Source organism: Ensifer sp. Root31, assembly GCF_001424825.1.
In the GTDB taxonomy this organism is placed as follows: Bacteria; Pseudomonadota; Alphaproteobacteria; order Rhizobiales; family Rhizobiaceae; genus Ensifer; species Ensifer canadensis.
On record NZ_LMCO01000023.1, the window covers coordinates 125,790 to 143,906 of the forward strand.

At 61.9% G+C, this 18,117-nt stretch carries 14 protein-coding genes; 7 read left to right on the plus strand and 7 right to left on the minus strand.

The window, feature by feature from the left end:
* Window positions 1–116: 116 nt before the first annotated feature.
* The 3 genes from ASD00_RS20700 to recA form a co-directional block, all read right to left on the minus strand.
* Window positions 117–968: an AraC family transcriptional regulator gene (locus tag ASD00_RS20700; protein WP_025427174.1), complete on the minus strand. Its 852-nt coding sequence runs from the start codon at window positions 966–968 to the stop codon at window positions 117–119.
* Between the two features lie 264 nt (window positions 969–1,232).
* Entirely contained in the window at window positions 1,233–3,896 is a 2,664-nt protein-coding gene (alaS, locus tag ASD00_RS20705) for an alanine--tRNA ligase (RefSeq protein ID WP_025427175.1), read from the minus strand.
* Window positions 3,897–4,125: 229 nt separating this feature from the next.
* The gene (gene recA, locus ASD00_RS20710; protein WP_025427176.1) at window positions 4,126–5,214 is read right to left on the minus strand and encodes a recombinase RecA; all 1,089 of its coding nucleotides are present in this window, start codon (window positions 5,212–5,214) and stop codon (window positions 4,126–4,128) included.
* 239 nt (window positions 5,215–5,453) lie between these two features.
* On the opposite strand from recA, the gene ASD00_RS20715 reads away from it, so the two are divergent.
* A complete protein-coding gene (locus ASD00_RS20715; protein WP_057208681.1) occupies window positions 5,454–6,401 on the plus strand; it encodes a carbohydrate kinase family protein in 948 nt (315 codons plus the stop codon).
* 31 nt (window positions 6,402–6,432) lie between these two features.
* The gene (locus tag ASD00_RS20720; protein WP_025427178.1) at window positions 6,433–7,362 is read left to right on the plus strand and encodes a pseudouridine-5'-phosphate glycosidase; all 930 of its coding nucleotides are present in this window, start codon (window positions 6,433–6,435) and stop codon (window positions 7,360–7,362) included.
* A gap of 142 nt (window positions 7,363–7,504) precedes the next feature.
* Here the strand turns inward: ASD00_RS20720 and ASD00_RS20725 are convergent, their stop codons facing one another.
* Window positions 7,505–10,129 carry a PAS domain-containing sensor histidine kinase gene (locus ASD00_RS20725; protein ID WP_025427179.1) on the minus strand — a complete coding sequence of 875 codons (2,625 nt, stop codon included), beginning with the start codon at window positions 10,127–10,129 and terminating at the stop codon, window positions 7,505–7,507.
* Window positions 10,130–10,405: 276 nt separating this feature from the next.
* Between ASD00_RS20725 and ASD00_RS20730 the strand changes: the two genes are divergently transcribed.
* Entirely contained in the window at window positions 10,406–11,371 is a 966-nt protein-coding gene (locus ASD00_RS20730; RefSeq protein WP_057208683.1) for a flagellar biosynthetic protein FliO, read from the plus strand.
* Between the two features lie 101 nt (window positions 11,372–11,472).
* Here the strand turns inward: ASD00_RS20730 and dksA are convergent, their stop codons facing one another.
* Window positions 11,473–11,892 carry an RNA polymerase-binding protein DksA gene (gene dksA, locus ASD00_RS20735; RefSeq protein WP_025427181.1) on the minus strand — a complete coding sequence of 140 codons (420 nt, stop codon included), beginning with the start codon at window positions 11,890–11,892 and terminating at the stop codon, window positions 11,473–11,475.
* 415 nt (window positions 11,893–12,307) lie between these two features.
* Here dksA and ASD00_RS20740 point away from each other — a divergent pair, with 415 nt between their 5' ends.
* The 3 genes from ASD00_RS20740 to ASD00_RS20750 all read left to right on the plus strand — a co-directional run bounded on the left by ASD00_RS20740 (window position 12,308) and on the right by ASD00_RS20750 (window position 15,525).
* Window positions 12,308–12,829 (plus strand): histidine phosphatase family protein, encoded by a 522-nt coding sequence (locus ASD00_RS20740; protein ID WP_057208685.1) that lies wholly within the window; start codon window positions 12,308–12,310, stop codon window positions 12,827–12,829.
* Between the two features lie 120 nt (window positions 12,830–12,949).
* Window positions 12,950–14,443, plus strand: a complete 1,494-nt coding sequence (locus tag ASD00_RS20745; RefSeq protein WP_025427183.1) for a YcjX family protein — start codon at window positions 12,950–12,952, stop codon at window positions 14,441–14,443.
* On the plus strand, window positions 14,440–15,525 hold the full coding sequence (locus tag ASD00_RS20750; RefSeq protein WP_025427184.1) for a TIGR01620 family protein: 1,086 nt from the start codon (window positions 14,440–14,442) through the stop codon (window positions 15,523–15,525). Before ASD00_RS20745 ends, ASD00_RS20750 begins: the two co-directional genes overlap by 4 nt.
* 110 nt (window positions 15,526–15,635) lie before the next feature.
* On the opposite strand, the gene ASD00_RS20755 is transcribed toward ASD00_RS20750, so the two are convergent.
* Window positions 15,636–16,424: a molybdopterin-binding protein gene (locus tag ASD00_RS20755; RefSeq protein ID WP_025427185.1), complete on the minus strand. Its 789-nt coding sequence runs from the start codon at window positions 16,422–16,424 to the stop codon at window positions 15,636–15,638.
* Entirely contained in the window at window positions 16,421–17,284 is an 864-nt protein-coding gene (locus ASD00_RS20760; RefSeq protein WP_162249743.1) for a cytochrome b/b6 domain-containing protein, read from the minus strand. Before ASD00_RS20760 ends, ASD00_RS20755 begins: the two co-directional genes overlap by 4 nt.
* 248 nt (window positions 17,285–17,532) lie before the next feature.
* Between ASD00_RS20760 and ASD00_RS20765 the strand changes: the two genes are divergently transcribed.
* Complete coding sequence (locus ASD00_RS20765) at window positions 17,533–18,084, plus strand: hypothetical protein (protein ID WP_025427187.1); 552 nt, start codon at window positions 17,533–17,535, stop codon at window positions 18,082–18,084.
* The last annotated feature ends 33 nt before the right edge of the window (window positions 18,085–18,117 follow it).

Sequence of the window (18,117 nt, forward strand, 5' to 3'; positions counted from 1 at the left end):
GGGCTTGACCCGAGCATCCAGGCCAAGCCTCTTGAGCCCAAGGACATCTGTGCGTTGGCGACGGCTCAGGTGGATCCTCGGGGCAAGCCCGAGGATGACGAGAGAAGTCGAGCGGGTCATTTCAGCGGCAGATAGATCTCGCTCAAGAGCTCGGTCGGCGGCACGTCGCGCGGATTGTTGAGATACTTCTCGAACATCAGGCTGTCGCGCACCTCGCGGCCGGATTGCGGCAGCCACGTGCCGTAAAGCCATTGATAGGCCAAGGGCATGTCCGCATAGGGGCCTTTGTGGCGCAGAACGGCATAGCGTCCGCCCTCGAGCGTCTGGGGTGTCAGCGGTGCATCGGCAGGCAGGGTCTCCTTGGCGGTGACGCAGGCAAAGGAGCGCAGCCTGTCCGCCGGCACCAGTTCCGGATCATCCAGATAGATGCCGATCATCTCCATGTCCGGACGATAAAGATTGCGCGAAATCAGTGTGCCGTAGAGCGTCTCGAATGCCTTGCCGATGCCCATATAAGAGCCGGAGTGGGCGACGCCGACGAGATCGAAGCCGTCGATCTCCTTGAGGGTGACTTCATACATATCCGCAATTCCTTCCGATGAAGCGGTTTCGAAGGTTTTGTGGCTGCCCTCCCTCCGATACCGCGCCGGCGGCAGTCCATAGACGGCCTTGAAGGTGCGGTTGAAGGATTGAATATTGGGGTAGCCAGAGCGCTGCGCGATCGCTTCGACAGGAAGATCGGACTGCACGAGATCGGCGGCGGCCTTCTGCAGCCGTAGCCGCTTGACCGTTGCCGCCAACGTCTCGCCGTGGACGGCCCTGTAGATTCGGTGCCAGTGGTGTGGCGACAGGCAGGCGATTTCAGCGAGACGGTCGAGATCGAGCTCCTCGTTGAGATGGCCGTAAATGTAGTCGCTCACCCTGTGCAGCCGTCTTTCGTAGCTTGCCCAGGTCGCCCGCTCGTCCATGTCTAGCCCTTCGCGCTTTGCTCACGGATCGGTAGACCATAGACGACTTTGACAAATCCTGCGGAGTTTTGCGGCGAGCATGCAGAGGGGGCAATCGCAATCACAAAAAAGGACGCCCGAAACCGGCGCCCTTTTCAATTTCACGTTTCTGCGCCTACAGCGCCGCGCATCAAGTATGACGCGCAAATGGCACTGTAACACCTTAAACTTGCTGCATAATTTTATCCTCCAATCGCATCCGATTTGAGGAATTATGCAGTGTCCTTAGCCGGCCAATGCAACGGCAACGGCCTCGATCGCGTCGGCTGCCTTCTCGCCGTCAGGGCCGCCGGCCTGCGCCATATCAGGGCGGCCGCCGCCGCCCTTGCCGCCAAGGGCGGCCGAGGCGATACGCACGAGATCGACTGCGCTGACCTTGGAAGTCAGATCGTCGGTGACAGCCACGACTGCGCTTGCCTTGCCATCGCCGGAAACGCCGACGAAGGCGACGACGCCGGAGCCGAGGCTCTTCTTGCCGTCATCGGCCAGGCTCTTCAGATCCTTTGGTTCGACACCGGAAACGACCTTGCCGAGGAAACGCATGCCGGCGATGTCGCGCGCGGCATCGGTCGATCCGGCCTGACCGCCGCCACCGAGCGCCAGCTTCTTCTTGGCTTCCGTCAGTTCGCGCTCCAGCTTGCGGCGCTCGTCGAGCAGTGCCTCGACGCGGCCGAGCACGTCGCCCGGCTGAACCTTGAGCGTGTTGGCAAGCGTCTTCACCCGCTCGTCCTGCTCGTTGAGATAGGCACGGGCTGCCTCGCCCGTCAGCGCCTCGACGCGGCGCACGCCGGCGCCAACGGCACTTTCGGAAACGACGCGCACCAGACCGATGTCGCCGGTTGCCGAAACGTGGGTGCCGCCGCAGAGTTCGACCGAATAGGCACGGTTGGCCTTGGAGCCGTGAATGCCCTGCCCCATGGACACGACCCGCACTTCGTCACCGTATTTCTCGCCAAAGAGCGCCATGGCGCCTTCGGCAATCGCATCGTCGACGCTCATCAGGCGCGTGGTGACCGGCGTATTCTGAACGATGATCTCGTTTGCCATCTCCTCGACGATCTTCAGCTCCTCGGCCGTCATCGGCTTCGGATGCGATACGTCGAAGCGCAGGCGCTCGGGCGCAACCAGCGAGCCCTTCTGCGCCACATGGGTGCCGAGCACCTCGCGAAGCGCCTCATGCAGCAGATGGGTGGCCGAATGGTTGGCGCGAAGGCGCGAACGGCGGGCATGATCGACTTCGAGCTGGGCCGCGTCGCCGGTCTTGATCGTGCCTTCGGCAACGACGCCGAAATGAACGAACAGGCCCTCGCCGCGCTTCTGCGTGTCGGTCACAACAAGCTTGCCGCCGTCGGTGGTGATCGTCCCCGTATCGCCCATCTGTCCACCCGATTCGCCGTAGAACGGCGTCTGGTTGAGGACGATCTGGACGGTTTCACCCTTGGTGGCCGACTGAGCGACAGCGCCATCGCGCAAGATCGCCTGGACGACGCCTTCGGCAACTTCCGTATCGTAACCGAGGAACTCGGTCGCGCCGTGCTTTTCGCGCAGCTCGAACCAGATGGTTTCGGTTGCCGCTTCGCCGGAGCCTGCCCAATTGGCGCGGGCTTCGGCCTTCTGCCGCTCCATGGCGGTCGTAAAGGCGTCGGTGTCGACGCTGATGCCCTTGGCGCGCAGCGCATCCTGGGTCAGGTCGAGGGGGAAGCCGTAGGTATCGTAGAGCTTGAAGGCGGTTTCGCCATTGAACTGATCGCCTTCGGAAAGGTCGGCCGAGGCTTCGGACAGGAGGTTCAAGCCACGCTCCAGCGTCTTGCGGAAGCGGGTTTCCTCGAGCTTCAGCGTCTCCGAGATCAGCGCCTCGGCGCGCATCAGTTCCGGATAGGCGCGGCCCATCTGGCCGACGAGCGCCGGCAGCAGCTTCCACATCAAGGGATCGCGGGCACCGAGCAGCTGCGCGTGGCGCATGGCGCGGCGCATGATACGGCGCAGCACATAACCACGGCCCTCGTTCGACGGCAGCACGCCATCGGCGATCAGGAAGGCGGACGAACGCAGGTGGTCGGCAATGACGCGATGGCTGGCGCGCTGGTCGCCTTCGGCCTTGACGCCGGTTGCTTCTTCAGACGCGGCAATCAATGCGCGGAAGAGATCGATTTCGTAGTTGTCGTGCTGGCCCTGCAGCACGGCTGCCAGGCGCTCGAGGCCCATGCCGGTGTCGATCGACGGACGCGGCAGGTTGACGCGCTCTTCCTTGGTGATCTGCTCGTACTGCATGAAGACGAGGTTCCAGATCTCGATGAAGCGGTCGCCGTCCTCATCGGCAGAACCAGGAGGCCCGCCCCAGATCTTGTCGCCGTGGTCGTAAAAGATTTCCGAGCAAGGACCGCAAGGGCCGGTATCGCCCATGGCCCAGAAATTGTCGCTGGTCGGGATGCGGATGATGCGGTCGTCGGAAAGGCCGGCGATCTTTTTCCAAAGGCCAAAGGCTTCGTCGTCGGTGTGATAGACCGTGACCAGCAGGCGCTTGGCGTCGAGGCCATATTCCCTGGTGATCAGGTTCCAGGCAAGCTCGATAGCGTTTTCCTTGAAGTAATCGCCAAAGGAGAAATTGCCGAGCATCTCGAAGAAGGTGTGGTGGCGCGCGGTGTAGCCGACATTGTCGAGGTCGTTGTGCTTGCCGCCGGCGCGCACGCATTTCTGCGCCGTCACGGCCGTCGAATAGGGACGCTGCTCAAGCCCGGTGAAGACGTTCTTGAACTGGACCATGCCGGCATTGGTGAACATCAGCGTCGGGTCGTTGCGCGGTACCAACGGGCTCGACGACACCACCTCATGACCATTCCTGCGGAAATAGTCGAGAAACGTCGACCGGATTTCATTCACGCCGCTCATCTTGCGTCCTATCTGTGCACCAATTCAGGCCCAGGCCCCGGCATCTGCCGCGCCACTCGCCGTTATCCTTCGACCCCGCGGCCATCGCTGACGGCTGCGCCCTCCAACGCCCTCGGTCGCCGGAACCACAGGCTTTTATCGTTCGCGTATCATGCTGTCCAGACGGCAGCAAAAAACCGGCCGCCGATGAAGGCGACCGGTTTTGAAAGCTTGAAGCTCGGCTCGCTGCTTATGCTTCGGCAGCGTCGTCGCCGTCGTCGGGTTCCGGACCACCATTCTCGAGGAACCGGTCGGCGATCAGGCCGGCGTTCTGACGCAGAGCCGTCTCGATCTCGCGCGACAGGTCCGGATTGTCCCTGAGGAACGACTTGGCGTTCTCGCGACCCTGGCCGAGGCGCTGGCTGTTATAGGAGAACCAGGCACCGGACTTCTCGACGATACCAGCCTTGACGCCGAGATCGACGAGTTCGCCGGTCTTCGAGACGCCTTCGCCATACATGATGTCGAATTCGACCTGCTTGAAGGGAGGCGCCATCTTGTTCTTGACGACCTTGACGCGCGTCTGGTTGCCGACGACTTCTTCGCGCTCCTTGACGGAACCGATACGGCGGATGTCGAGGCGAACGGAGGCGTAGAACTTCAGCGCATTGCCGCCCGTCGTCGTTTCCGGCGAACCGAACATGACGCCGATCTTCATGCGGATCTGGTTGATGAAGACCACCATGCAGTTCGACTTCGAGATCGAGGCGGTCAACTTGCGCAGCGCCTGGCTCATCAGACGGGCCTGCATGCCCGGCAGGCTGTCGCCCATTTCGCCTTCGATTTCGGCGCGCGGCACGAGCGCTGCGACGGAGTCGATGACGAGAACGTCGATCGCCCCGGAGCGTACCAGCGTATCGGTGATTTCGAGCGCCTGTTCGCCGGTATCGGGCTGCGAGATCAGCAGGTTTTCGAGATCGACGCCCAGCTTGCGCGCATAAACCGGGTCGAGTGCGTGTTCGGCGTCGACGAAGGCGCAGATGCCGCCCTTCTTCTGTGCTTCTGCGATGGTCTGCAGCGCCAGCGTCGTCTTGCCCGAGCTTTCCGGACCATAGATTTCGACGATGCGGCCCTTCGGCAAGCCACCAATGCCGAGTGCGATGTCCAGGCTGAGAGAGCCGGTCGAAACCGTCTCGATCTCGATGATGCTGTCCTTCCCACCGAGCTTCATGATCGATCCCTTGCCGAACGACCGTTCGATCTGGGAAAGTGCCGCTTCAAGTGCCTTGCTTTTATCCACCGATTTGTCCTCTACGAGCCGCAAAGAGTTTTGTGCCATTTGGTCCACCTTTAGGTTATTGAAGCTACCGAGGCAATGAAGCCGCCGCACGAGTTTTTGTACATGTTTTGTTCCGTTTTTGCAAGAGCAGGACAAGACATTGAAAAATAGGAATTATTCGGATTGTGTTCGATTCATGTTCACGCTTTGCTGCGTAATTTTTTTGGCAGCGCCAGGCGCACCCTGAGACGATGAACCCTCCCGATCCGATTCGGCCGATAGACAGCACAGGAACATTCATGAAGGAAGGCGAAATCGCCGTCTTCGGCGGCGCTCATATCGATCGGCGCGGCCGCATCTCGGGCACGACCGCACCCGGTTCGAGCAACCCCGGCACCTGGTTCGAAGAGGCAGGTGGCGGCGGCTTCAACGCTGCGCGCAACCTGGCACGACTGGGTCATAGCGTCCGGATGATCAGCACGCGCGGTGGTGACGCTGCTGGCGACATCGTGACGGCGGCCGCAGCGGCTGCCGGCGTCATCGACAATCCCCTCACCTTTCTCGACCGCCAGACGCCGAGCTACACTGCGATCATTGAAAATGACGGCAACCTGGTGATCGCCCTTGCCGACATGGATCTCTACCGGATGTTCTCGCCGCGCCAGTTGCAGCGGCGCGCATTGCGCGATGCCATCGCCGACAGCCGGCTGGTGCTGACCGATGCGAACCTGCCCGAAGAAACCATCGCCGCCCTCGTAGCGGCGGCGTCGACGGATGGGCGCATTGTCGCCGGTATCGCCGTATCGCCGGCAAAGGTGATCCGATTCCAGCCGAGCCTGGTCAGGCTCAGCTTCCTGTTCATGAACGAGGCCGAGGCGCGGGCGCTCACCGGCAAGGATGCGGCGGATGCTGAGGGTTGGCCGCCGCTTTTGCGCGCCGCCGGGCTCAATGGCGGCGTCGTTACCCGAGGCGGCAGAGCGGTCGTCGCCTTCGATCGCGAAACCGTCTGCGTCGCGACGCCGCCGGCCCTGCCGGAGCTCGCCGATGTTACCGGCGCCGGCGATGCCCTGGCATCAGGCTTCCTCACCGCCCGTCTTGCCGGCCATGATCTGTCGGAATGCCTGCGGCGCGGCATTGCCGCCGCCGGCATTACGCTTCGCTCTCCCTTGGCCGCCTCGGAACAAATGTCGCAGGCCAACCTCGAACAGGCACTGGCCCTTGTGCCGGCACCTCAAATGCTGGCATGAACGCCGCCAGCCGAACTCCCAAGGAAAAACCATGACCAAACCCGCTTCCCCCTTCCTGCCGATGGAATATTCCGACGAGGTTGCAGCCGCCAAGGCACGCGGCGCGCCGATCGTGGCACTGGAATCGACGATCATCACCCATGGCATGCCCTATCCGGGCAACCTCAACATGGCCCGCAGCGTCGAAGCGATCATCCGCGACCAGGGTGCCGTTCCGGCGACGATCGCCGTCATTCACGGCGTTCTGCATATCGGCCTTGACGATGCGAAGCTGGAAGAGCTGGCCAAGACCGAAGGCGCGATGAAGGTATCGCGCGCCGATCTCGCCTTTGCCATCGCCGAGCGCCGCACCGGCGCGACGACCGTTGCCGCCACCATGATCGCCGCTGCCCGCGCCGGCATCCGCGTCTTTGCGACCGGCGGCATCGGCGGCGTGCACCGCGGCGCCGAGCTGAGCTTCGACATCTCCGCCGACCTCGACGAACTGGCACGCACGGCCGTCATCGTCGTTTGCGCCGGCGCGAAAGCCATCCTCGACATTCCGAAGACGCTCGAGGTCCTCGAAACCCGCGGCGTGCCTGTTGTGACCTATGACAGCGACGTGTTCCCGGCCTTCTGGTCGCGCGATTCGGGCCTCAAGAGCCCGCTGATGCTCAACAGCCCAGCGGCAATCGCCAACTTCCAGAACATGCGCGAACTGCTCGGCGTCGATGGCGGCATGCTGATCGCGAACCCGGTTCCGGCCGAAAGCGAGATCGCGCGCGAGGAGATGGAAATCTACATCGGCCGCGCGCTCGACAACGCCGAACGCGATGAGATTTCCGGCAAGGAGGTCACCCCGTACCTGCTCGACAACCTCTTCCACATGACCGAGGGCCGCAGCCTCGAAACCAACATAGCGCTGGTCGAGAACAATGCCCGCCTCGCCGGCGAAATCGCTGTGGCGCTGACCGCGAAGTAGTCGACTGACATTAAGATCATAAGAGAAAAGCCCGGCGCGAAAGCGTCGGGCTTTTTGTTGGACTGCAATTCTTGGCGAGCGCCGAAATGCGCGCCGCGATTTCTCAGATTCGCTCAATGCACTGCGCAGTTTCGCGCACGCCTCAGGAGTCCAGCATCTCGCGCACGGCCACGGCCAGTTGCTTCAGCGAGAACGGTTTCGGAAGGAAGCCGAATTTGGCGTCGGCAGGAAGATTGCGGGCGAAGGCATCTTCCGCGTAACCCGAGACGAAGATGAACTTCAGGTCCGGGTACTTCTTGCGCAGCTCCGTCAAGAGTGTCGGCCCGTCCATTTCCGGCATCACCACGTCCGAAACGACGATATCGACGGCGCCATCGAGCTCCTCCATGATCTCGAGTGCTTCGACGCCAGAGCCTGCCTCGTGCACGGTATAGCCGCGGGTCTCGAGCATGCGCTTGCCGCCGCGGCGGACCGCTTCTTCGTCCTCTACCAGGAGGACGACGGCTGAATCACCGGTGAGATCGGTCGGTTCCTCGGTCTTGGCGACTGGCTTGGCGACAGCTTCAGCCGGCGGCAGCGTCACCGCCCCATTGGATGCGCCCTGCGTCGGTTCACCCGCGGCTTCCGGAATGTCGATATGGCGCGGCAGCAGGATGCGGAAGGTGGTTCCCTTGCCGACTTCGGATTCCGGATAGATGTAGCCGCCGGATTGCTTGACGATGCCGTAGACCATCGAAAGACCAAGGCCCGTGCCCTTGCCGACTTCCTTGGTGGTGAAGAAGGGCTCGAAGATCTTGTCGAGAATTTCTGGCGGAATACCGGTTCCCTGGTCGGAAACCTCCACCATGACGAAATCTTCCTCCGGCAGTTCGCGCCGGCCAATGGCCGCGATTTCCGTTGCCGGCAGATTGCGCGTGCGAAGCGTGATGATGCCGCCTGACGGCATGGCATCGCGCGCATTGACGGCAAGGTTGAGCAGCACCTGCTCGAACTGGCCGAGATCCGTGCGCACCGGCCAGAGATCGCGCCCGTAGTCGACTTCGACCTTGACGTTGGTCCCGGTCATGCGATCGACGAGCATGCGCAGGTCGCCGATCACGTCGGTCATGCTCAGCACTGTCGGCCGCATGGTCTGCTTGCGCGAGAAGGCGAGCAACTGCCTGACGAGCACCGCCGCACGATTGGCGTTGCGCTTGATCTCCATCAGATCGGCAAAGCTCGCATCGGCCGGTCGCGCCGACAAAAGCAGGTGGTCGGAGGACAGCAGGATCGCCGTCAGCACGTTGTTGAAATCGTGCGCGATGCCGCCCGCAAGCGTGCCGACCGCATTCATCTTCTGCGTCTGCGCCATCTGGTTTTCGAGCGCCTTCTGCTCGGTAATCTCCAGCGCGTAGATGATCGCTGCCTCTTCCGGAGCCTGATCGCTCTGGTCGATGACGGCATTGATATAGAAGCGGAAATGCCGCTCGCCATCGGCCGGGTGCAAGGCGTCGATCGGCGCGATATCGCCCTGGCGATCCTTGGCGGCGGCAAGCGCCTCATGCAGACGGCCCTTTTCCGTCGGATGCACCACCGTTTCGATCAGCGCGCCACGCTCGACATCGTCCTGGGAGACAAGGCCGGAAAACAGCTTGAGGAACGGCGCATTGGTGCGAAGGATGCGACCGTTGCCGTCGACCGAGGCGATGGCCATCGGCGTATTGTTGAAGAAGCGGGTGAAGCGCATCGCAGCGCTCGACGCCGACTGATCCTCGTCCTCGCCGCCGTCGCGCGACATGACGATGGTCCGGCTTTCGCCGGGCGCGCCATCGCGTGCCGACGACACGCGGTGCACCATGCGCACCGGCAGGCTCTGGCCGTTGGACTTGCGCAGATCGAGATCCAGCACCTTGGTCTTCTTCAGGCCTGGCTCCGCCTGCACCGATTGCACCAGCGTCAACCCCTCGCCGGCGACAAGATCGCCGATGCTCATGGAGCCCGGCTGGAATTTTGTCAGGTCGATGCCCAGCCAATCCGCAAGGGTAGCGTTGATGTAGAAGATCTCGCCCTTGCGCCCGGCGGAGAAGAAGCCGGCCGGAGCATGGTCGAGATAATCGATGGCGTTCTGCAGTTCCTTGAAGAACCGCTCCTGGTCGTCACGTTCGGCGGTGATGTCGGCAATCTGCCAGAGATAGAGCGGGTTGCGGTCACTATCTTCGAGCGGCAACACCCGGGCCTTCAAGCGAAACCAGTGGGCACCAGAGCCGCTGGACGCAGCACCGGTCGCCAGCGGCTTCAACAGCCGAAACTCCTCGTGCCCCTGCTTGCCTTCGTGCAGACCGTTGGTGAGGCGGTAGATCGCTTCGGTCGCCTCGCGGTTTCGCGACAGGATCGTTTCGAGCGACTGGATGCCGGCAGAATTCTTCGCGCCGGTCAGCGCGCCGTAGGCGGCGTTGGCGTAAATGATGCGGCCCTTGCGGTCGGTGACGATCGTGCCGTCTTCATGGGCGTCGAGAAAGGCGCGCGCCAGTTCGTCCGGCCGCGATTGCGGCATCACCTCGATGAAGCCGATGACCGACGAGACGAGGAAGAAGATGCCGACCATGGCAAGAACGCCAAGGATGCCGAGCACGATCTCGTTGTCCAACTCGTTCTTGAAGATCACGAAGGCGATCGCAGAGACGGTCAGAACGATCGCAAGCAGGACGATCCGCATGACGGTTCCCGGCCTGACGCCACGGTCAACAACCGGCATCTGGTAGTCACCTGACTGCCGCATTTTCGTCATCGGGTCCTCATCTGCCGCCAATACCGCCCGGCACATAGCCGATACGGTCCGGCGCTCCGGCCGGCATCCGCGCAATCCGCCAGGTGAAATCGGCCAATCCCGACACGCCCTCGATCATTCGGATAGGAATCATCTTTAACGATCAGAGATAACAGCAAAAAGCACCTGTGCGGAAGCGCAGCGGTCAATTCACAGGGAATGTCGGCGAAGTGCTTGTCCAAGCCCGAAAAAAGCCGTCAAATACTGCCACTCGAAAGGCTTTAAGGAGTTCAGCCTATGATGGAAACGATCGTCGGAGACAACGGTAGCCGATTCATTATCGCCGCCGGCGCCGTTGCGATCGGGCTTCTGTGCCTCGTGGCCGTGCTCTGGATCATGCGCAACAGGCCGTCGTCGCCCTTCATTCGCGGCGGCAAGAACAGGCAGCCTCGCCTCGCTGTGCTCGATGCGGCCGCTGTCGACACACGCCGTCGCCTGGTGCTCGTGCGTCGCGACGACGTCGAACACCTGATCATGATCGGCGGACCTACGGATATCGTCATCGAAAGCCGGATTGCACCGATCGATGAGAGCGCCTCAGCGAACGACGGTCCGGCAGTCATCGAGCGCAAGCCGATCGAGCAGCCGGTTGCCAGCGGCAATGGAACAGAGACAAGGGCAGCAGCGCCGGTGCAGTTGCGCCCTGTCGTACAGCCGGAGATGGCCGTCGCCGCGCCAGTGCGTCCGGCGGCGATACCGCAGGAGCAGCCGGTTGCGCGTGTCGAGCCGGCCCCGGCGGTTCGCCCGATTGTCGAACAGCGCCCGGCTCCTGTGATGGCCCCCGTGATGGCCATTGAGCCGCGTCCGGTCGAAAGGGTTGCGCCACAGGCGCCCGAGATCGTTGCCCCTGTCAATACGGCCGAGAAGGTCGAGGGCATCTTCGATGCCGCCCGCAGCCGCGTGCTGCCGACCCAGCCGCCAGTGCAGGAACAGCGTCCTGCAGCCGTTGCCCAATCGCAGCCCGTTGCCCAAAGCGCGCTTTCGGACTTCGAACGTATCCTCGACGCCGAAATCAGCGGTGACCTGCAGCGGCTGACGCCGGCTGCGGCGGCCGCACGTCCGGAAAATCGCGCGCCTGTGGCCGCTGCCGCCCGCCATGAGCCGATGCTCGGCGCACCGATCGACGATGTCCGCAAGGAGCCGACGATCGAGGAAGAGATGAACCGCATGCTCGCCGACATCTCCGCCGGCCGTAAGCCTTGACACATTCGGCGTCATTTCACCACGGAACAAACATTCAGCAAAAAGAAAAAGGCGCGGTCAACCCGCGCCTTTTTCTCAAGACTGATCCGGAAATCGGACCCTTATTCGTCCCTATAGACCTTTTCCCGACGCTCGTGGCGCTCCTGCGCCTCGATCGAGAGCGTTGCGATCGGTCGGGCGTCCAGACGCTTCAAGCCGATCGGCTCTCCCGTTTCCTCGCAATAGCCGTAGGTCCCTTCATCGAGCCGCTGTAGCGCCGCATCGATTTTCGAGATCAACTTCCGCTGACGGTCGCGGGCTCTCAGTTCAATCGCCCGGTCTGTTTCGGAAGAGGCCCTGTCGGCGAGATCGGGATGATTGGCGCTCTCCTCGGCCAAGTGATCCAGTGTCTCGCGTGCCTCGCGAAGGATGTCGTTTCTCCAAGCATTCAGCTTGGCCCGGAAATAGGCCCGGTGGGTGGCATTCATGAATTCCTCGTCCTCCGAGAGGACAAAGGTACTAAGATCGATCTTCTCACTCAACGCGATTCTCCTGAAGAACATCTCATTGCGGCGGTGTATAGCCCCATGGAAGCCGCGATTCAAGCCTCGGATTAGACACTCAACCGTATTTTAACAATGCTTGCAATTCAGGCTAACTGGCGAATATTTCATCAAAATTACAGATGAGATCTTAGTCGTAGAGATGATCACCTACCCGGCGCCAAGAAGACCGGTCGTAACTTGGATGTTCTGCCGCCAGCGCGACGCCGCCCTTTTGCCGGGATTGGTGCGCCCGGCGGCAACCGGGCAATCCCCTGAAAAAAGCGGTTCACAGCTTGATCTTTGCATCATCGACGGGAAAAGGTGGTGATCCGCCGCGAGACGCGCAAGACCCCGATCCGGCGATACTTTATCCCGTCGCGACCCGCGGCCGGCAGCTACCGGAATTCAATATATGCAAGACAGTGCCGCCAGGCCCTTCCGTCTCTTCCTTCTGCGTCATGCCCGCTCCGGTTGGGCCTTGCCCGGTCAACGTGATTTCGATCGCGCGCTCGACGACGTAGGATATGCCGAGGCGGAACTGATCGCGCAGATGGCTGCCGATCGCGGCATCCGGCCGGAGCTGATCTTGTGCTCGACGGCGGTCCGCTGTCGCCAGACCGCGGAACCCTTCTTCCGATCCGTCAGCGAAGACATCCAGATCCGCTATGTCGATGCGCTCTATACCGGCCCGGCAAGCGTCTATACCGATATCATCGATGCAAACAGGCATCTGAATTCGTTGATGATCGTCGGACACAATCCGATGATTGACGAACTCTTCCGCCGCTTTGCCGGGAACGAGGCGGCGACCGACGCCCTTCCGCATGGTTATCCGCCGGCAGCCCTTGCGATCCTTGACTTACAGGGAGGCCCAGGCGGCGCCGCAACGGCCACGCTGGTGTCGCTGATCCTGCCAACCAGGGAACCGAAATGACATGCCATTGTTGCGGTGCGGGAAATATTTCCTATATCGCCAAGGCAAACAGGACCTGCCGCACGTCTGGCAGACATTCGCATGAACGAAAGCGGCAAGGTCCGCGAGGGATAGCACGACTTGGCGCCAAATCTGACCAGCTTCAAAGACGACGCCCTGATTGCATTCGACAATCTCACCGATCGTGCATCGGGCCTCGTCAATCCCTCTATCCGGCTGGGCGTCACCGGGCTTTCGAGAGCCGGAAAGACCGTCTTCATCTCGTCGCTGGTCCACAATCTCCTCAACGGCGGACGGCTGCCGGTGTTCGAGCCGGTGCGCTCCGGCCGCGTCTCGAAGATAAGGCTTGAACCCCAGCCGGACGACGCCGTGCCGCGCTTTCAGTACGAGGATCACATTGCCGCCCTGGTGCGCGATCGTATCTGGCCGGATTCGACCCGCGCGATCTCGCAGCTTCGCATTACCCTCGATTTCGAGAGCGCCAGCGGCTGGAACAGGCTGTTCTCGGCCGGCCGGCTGTCGCTCGATATCGTCGATTATCCCGGTGAATGGTTACTTGATCTGCCGCTACTCGCACAGGATTTCAAGCAGTTCAGCGACAATTCGGTTGCCCGCGCCCGTGCTCCGGGCCGCGCCAACCGGTCGGCGGATTGGCTGACGCTTGCCTCATCTGCGGGACCAACGGCGATCGCCGATGAAAGCAGCGCGCGCCGGCTCGCCGAAAGCTTCACCGCCTACCTCAAAGCCTGCAAGGCGGACGCGAGCTCGCCCTCGACCCTGCCGCCCGGTCGCTTCCTGATGCCGGGCGATCTCGAGGGCTCACCTGCCCTGACCTTCTCGCCACTGCCCGACCTGCCCGAGGGCCGTGCGCCGAAAGGTTCGCTCTGGGCGATGATGGAGCGCCGCTACGAAGCCTACAAGAAGCACGTCGTCGGCCCGTTCTTCCGCGAGCATTTTGCTCGGCTCGACCGTCAGATCGTGTTGGTGGATGCGCTACAGGCGATCAATGGCGGGCCGGAAGCGCTGCTCGATCTGGAGCAGGCGCTGGCCGACGTGCTCGCCTGCTTCCGTCCCGGCACGAACAGCTGGCTCTCGTCTTTCCTGACCCGACGGATCGACAAGGTGCTGATCGCCGCGACGAAGGCGGACCATCTGCACCACGAAAGCCACGATCGGTTGGAGCGCATCACGGCGCGTCTCGTCAGCCGGGCAGCCGCCCGCATCGGCATGAGCGGTGCGGGGCTCGAGGTCATGGCGATCGCCTCGGTCCGGGCGACACGCGAGGCCACGGTCGACCATGGAGGGCATACGCTTCCGGTTATCGTCGGAACACCGATCGCTGGCGAGAAGATCAACGGCGAGACCTTCGACGGTGAAGGGAAAACAGCGATATTTCCCGGTGACTTGCCGGATGATCCTGAAGTTTTTTTTAGGGCGCTTGATGCCGATGCGTCGGCGAAAAAATTCGGCGACGTGCACCCGATGCCCGAGCTCAGTTTCGTGCGCTTCCGGCCGCCGCATCTTGAAGAGACGGGCGGCGGATTGAAGCTGTCGGTGCCGCATATCCGGCTCGATCGGGCGATGCAGTTCCTGTTCGGAGACCGGTTGGCATGAGTGACGATTTCAACAGCCGTGGCCGAAAGCCCGGTGCTTTTTCGGTGAACCCGGATCCGGAGCAGAAGCCGGCGGAAAGCGACCGCCCCCGCCGCGCCCCGGCGAGCTTCGACGACAAGGTGGTGATGACCCCCGACACGGAGGATCCCTTCCGGGAAACGACGCTTGGCGTCGAAAGCCTCGCTTTGCCGGAGGCAAACCCGCGCAGGCGTCGCCTGTCCGTCGGCAAGATCGCCATGGGGGCATTCGGCATTCTCCTCTCGCTGGCGACGGGTCTTTGGGTCGACCGCCTCATCCGCGACCTGTTTTCCCGCGCCGACTGGCTCGGCTATGCCGCAATGGGTATCGTTGCCATCGGGCTCCTGGCACTGCTGGTAGTCATTGGCCGCGAGCTTTCAGGCATGATGCAACTGACTGCCGTCCAGAGCTTGAAGACGGAAACGGAGAATGCCGCCGCTTCCGGCAATACCAAGCTGGCACGGTCCGCTTCGGAAAAACTCGTCCATCTTCTCGCCACCAATCCGCGCACGGCACGCGGTCGTACGCGCCTTAAGGAAACCGAAGGCGAAATCATCGATGGCCCGCATCTGCTTGACCTGACGGAGCGCGAATTGTTGACGCCGCTCGATCGCGAGGCCCGGCGCATCATTCTCGCCGCTTCCAAGCGCGTGTCGATCGTCACCGCCGTCAGCCCCCGCGCGCTCGTCGATCTCGGCTATGTGCTTTATGAATCCGCTCGCATGATCCGCGCGATGGCCGAGCTTTATGGCGGCCGCCCCGGTACGCTCGGCATGATCAGGCTGATGCGCGACGTTATCGCCCATCTCGCTGTCACCGGCTCGATCGCCGCCGGTGACAGCCTCATCCAGCAGGTGCTTGGCCACGGCTTGGCGTCAAAACTCTCGGCCCGGCTCGGCGAAGGCGTAATCAATGGACTGATGACCGCCCGCATCGGCATCGCTGCCATGGACCTTTGCCGACCGATGCCTTTCAGAGCACTGAAACGTCCCGGGATCGGCGACTTTCTTTCGGACCTCGCGCCCGGTGCCGGTCGCGCGGCTAGTCAGAACGGCGACGTCTAGAAACGACTGCATGTTTCCTAAAACCTACCCGACTTAAGGATGAAAACATGCAGAAATTCAAAGTGCTTCAGCGACCTTTGCGCGTCTGAAAAGACGCGCGGCCTGTAGAACTAGATGCCCGCATACCACTCATAGCCCAAGTCTTCCCAGAAGCCGCCGCGTCCACGACCGAACGTCGAAAGATCCGCAACGACCTCGATGGCACTGATGTACTTCGCCATCTTGTAGCCGAGCTGCCGCTCGATGCGCACTCGAAGCGGCGCGCCATTGGCGACCGGAAGTGACCGTCCGTTCAATCCATAGGCAAGGATCGTCTGCGGATGGCGCGCATCGATGAGGTCGATCGATTCGTAGTAGGCCGTCGGTCCGGAAAGCCCGAGACCCATGCGATCGAAGCAATGGAAGACGACATAACGCGCTTCCGGTCTGATCTTGGCTTCATCAAGTACCTTGGCAAGCGGAACGCCCGACCATTTGGCGATGCAACTCCAGCCCTCGACACAGTCGTGGCGGGTGATCTGTGTCCGCGACGGCATGTTGCGCAATTCGGCCAATGTCAGGCTGAGCGGCTTTTCGACCAAACCGGTGACGCCGAGGCGGTATCCGGAAAAATCCTGCTGGAGGGCGATATACTCCGGGTCGGTCGGATCGGTCGAGCCGTTCGGCCGTTGTCCCTGGCGGATTTCGCTTTCGGCGAACTCAGGCGCCAGCCGGTCCGCGTCCATCAATAGCCGCTGTACCCGATAAGTCAGGCTGTTCGCCGATGCCAGGACATCACGGACCGGGCTTCTGTTTTGCAGGATTCCATCGAATGCATCACAACCTGCAAGAGGCAACGTCGAGGCGGCAATGCCGGCGGCGGTCAAAAAGCGCCTGCGATTGATCAGAAGCCGCGTCATTGCCCTGCCTCCTTGCGCTGCGCCTCGCTATCGATGCGGTAACGCCCTGTTATCATCGAGCGCAATTCGTTGATCGGCCCGGCGGCAAAAACCATGAAGATGTGTATGGCGAAGAAGCCCACGAGCAAAAGCATGACGACGAAGTGGATCGTGCGTGCCGTCTGTCGACCGGCAAAGACGTCGATCAACCATGGCCAGGCCGCGTCCATGCCCGGCGACATCGTCAGCCCCGTCAGGATCATCAACGGAAAAAAGACGAGCAAAACAGCGGCATAGGAGAGTTTCTGCAAGCCATTGTAGCTGCGGCCGTGATCGAATCGGAACCGCACGTGGTTGACGAAACTTCGTGGCAGGCCGCTGATATCGGAGGCCGATGGCAGGATGTCGCGCCACAGGTGCCCGTTGATCAGGCTCGCAACCAACCAGACAAGAAAGACGGTCGCAAAAAGCCACGCGAAGAAGAAATGTATCACCCGGCCCGTCGCCAGGTCTTGATAAGAAGGCACCGTTAGCCAGGCTGGAAATGCCCTGTAGTCACGCCGGTCTGCGGCGCCGCTGACCCCGAGAACACCCGTCGTGTCGACCCCCAGGCCGAGCAGCGTCGTCACGCCCCTGACCTCTCCATCTTGCGTCCGGGCGGCGCTGATGGACAGCACGCCGTTGTCGAAGGCAAAGCCCGATTGCTGCCCAAGATAAAGCGTCGGGTGGGCGTTGAAGATCTGCAGGCCACTCAGGAGCAGGAAGAACAATGCCAGTGCCCACAGCCAATGGGTCAGCCGCGTGGCAAGTCCGTGGCGGCGGATTATGAGTGCCTGCGAGATGTCCGTTTCCGGGGTGGTGCTGTTGATCGCCGCTGCCATCATGAAACCTCCGCGTTTCAAGTGGATACGTACGCCGTTGCGATAGAGTTTCATAAACACGTCTGCGCGCATCGTAGCACATGACGGTGAGGCCGCCGTGACTGCCTTGCAGCCATCCGATCTGCGGCGCACAGAGCGCATCACCGACACAAAGAAGCCTTGATATCAGCCCGAAAGAAACCGTCCATTAACCATTTGCGCGCAAATGTGGCTCCTAGTTTCGGACGTTGACCCATCAAGGATCGTTTATGTTCTCGCGCCCTTCTTTGATCGCTCGCGGCGCTGCCGCCTTCGCGCTCGCAGCAACCGTCGGCGTTGCTACGCCAGCCATTTCCGGTGGCAAGGACAAGGCTTTCTTCGAGAAAGTCTCCGGCCAGTGGAAGGGCCCCGGCGAGATCGTCGCCGGGAAATACAAGGGCACCAAGTTCACCTGCGATCTCGCCGGCGAACCGGTTGCCGGCAATGATGCCGGCATCAAGCTCGACGGCTTCTGCCGCGTCGGCGTGTTCAAGCAACCGATGTCGGCGCTGATCACCCAGAAGGGCGGCAGCTACACCGGAAAATTTCTCGACGGCGCTGATGGCAAGGGTCTCGACGTAGTCTCCGGCAACGTCGCCAAGGACAAGGTCGTCGTCGGCATCAACCGCAAGAAGCTGAACGGCGCGATGATCGCCCGGCTCCAGAACGACTCGACCATGAACATCACCATCTCGGTGAAGGTCGAGGATACAATGGTGCCGGTGATCGGCGTCAGTCTCAACCGCCAGCTCGACAACATCGCCGTCGGCTCGATCAAGTAGACGACAGTCCAGATTGCGGAGAAAAGCCCCGGC

Excerpts from the sequence above, each read along its gene's own strand:
- ASD00_RS20755 (WP_025427185.1), bottom strand. The coding sequence starts at position 16,424 with ATGACGCGGCTTCTGATCAATCGCAGGCGCTTTTTGACCGCCGCCGGC.
- recA (WP_025427176.1), bottom strand. The coding sequence starts at position 5,214 with ATGGCACAAAACTCTTTGCGGCTCGTAGAGGACAAATCGGTGGATAAA.
- ASD00_RS20750 (WP_025427184.1), top strand. The coding sequence starts at position 14,440 with ATGAGTGACGATTTCAACAGCCGTGGCCGAAAGCCCGGTGCTTTTTCG.
- ASD00_RS20740 (WP_057208685.1), top strand. The coding sequence starts at position 12,308 with ATGCAAGACAGTGCCGCCAGGCCCTTCCGTCTCTTCCTTCTGCGTCAT.
- ASD00_RS20730 (WP_057208683.1), top strand. The coding sequence starts at position 10,406 with ATGATGGAAACGATCGTCGGAGACAACGGTAGCCGATTCATTATCGCC.
- ASD00_RS20765 (WP_025427187.1), top strand. The coding sequence starts at position 17,533 with ATGTTCTCGCGCCCTTCTTTGATCGCTCGCGGCGCTGCCGCCTTCGCG.
- ASD00_RS20725 (WP_025427179.1), bottom strand. The coding sequence starts at position 10,129 with ATGACGAAAATGCGGCAGTCAGGTGACTACCAGATGCCGGTTGTTGAC.
- ASD00_RS20720 (WP_025427178.1), top strand. The coding sequence starts at position 6,433 with ATGACCAAACCCGCTTCCCCCTTCCTGCCGATGGAATATTCCGACGAG.
- alaS (WP_025427175.1), bottom strand. The coding sequence starts at position 3,896 with ATGAGCGGCGTGAATGAAATCCGGTCGACGTTTCTCGACTATTTCCGC.
- ASD00_RS20700 (WP_025427174.1), bottom strand. The coding sequence starts at position 968 with ATGGACGAGCGGGCGACCTGGGCAAGCTACGAAAGACGGCTGCACAGG.
- ASD00_RS20715 (WP_057208681.1), top strand. The coding sequence starts at position 5,454 with ATGAAGGAAGGCGAAATCGCCGTCTTCGGCGGCGCTCATATCGATCGG.
- ASD00_RS20760 (WP_162249743.1), bottom strand. The coding sequence starts at position 17,284 with ATGGCAGCGGCGATCAACAGCACCACCCCGGAAACGGACATCTCGCAG.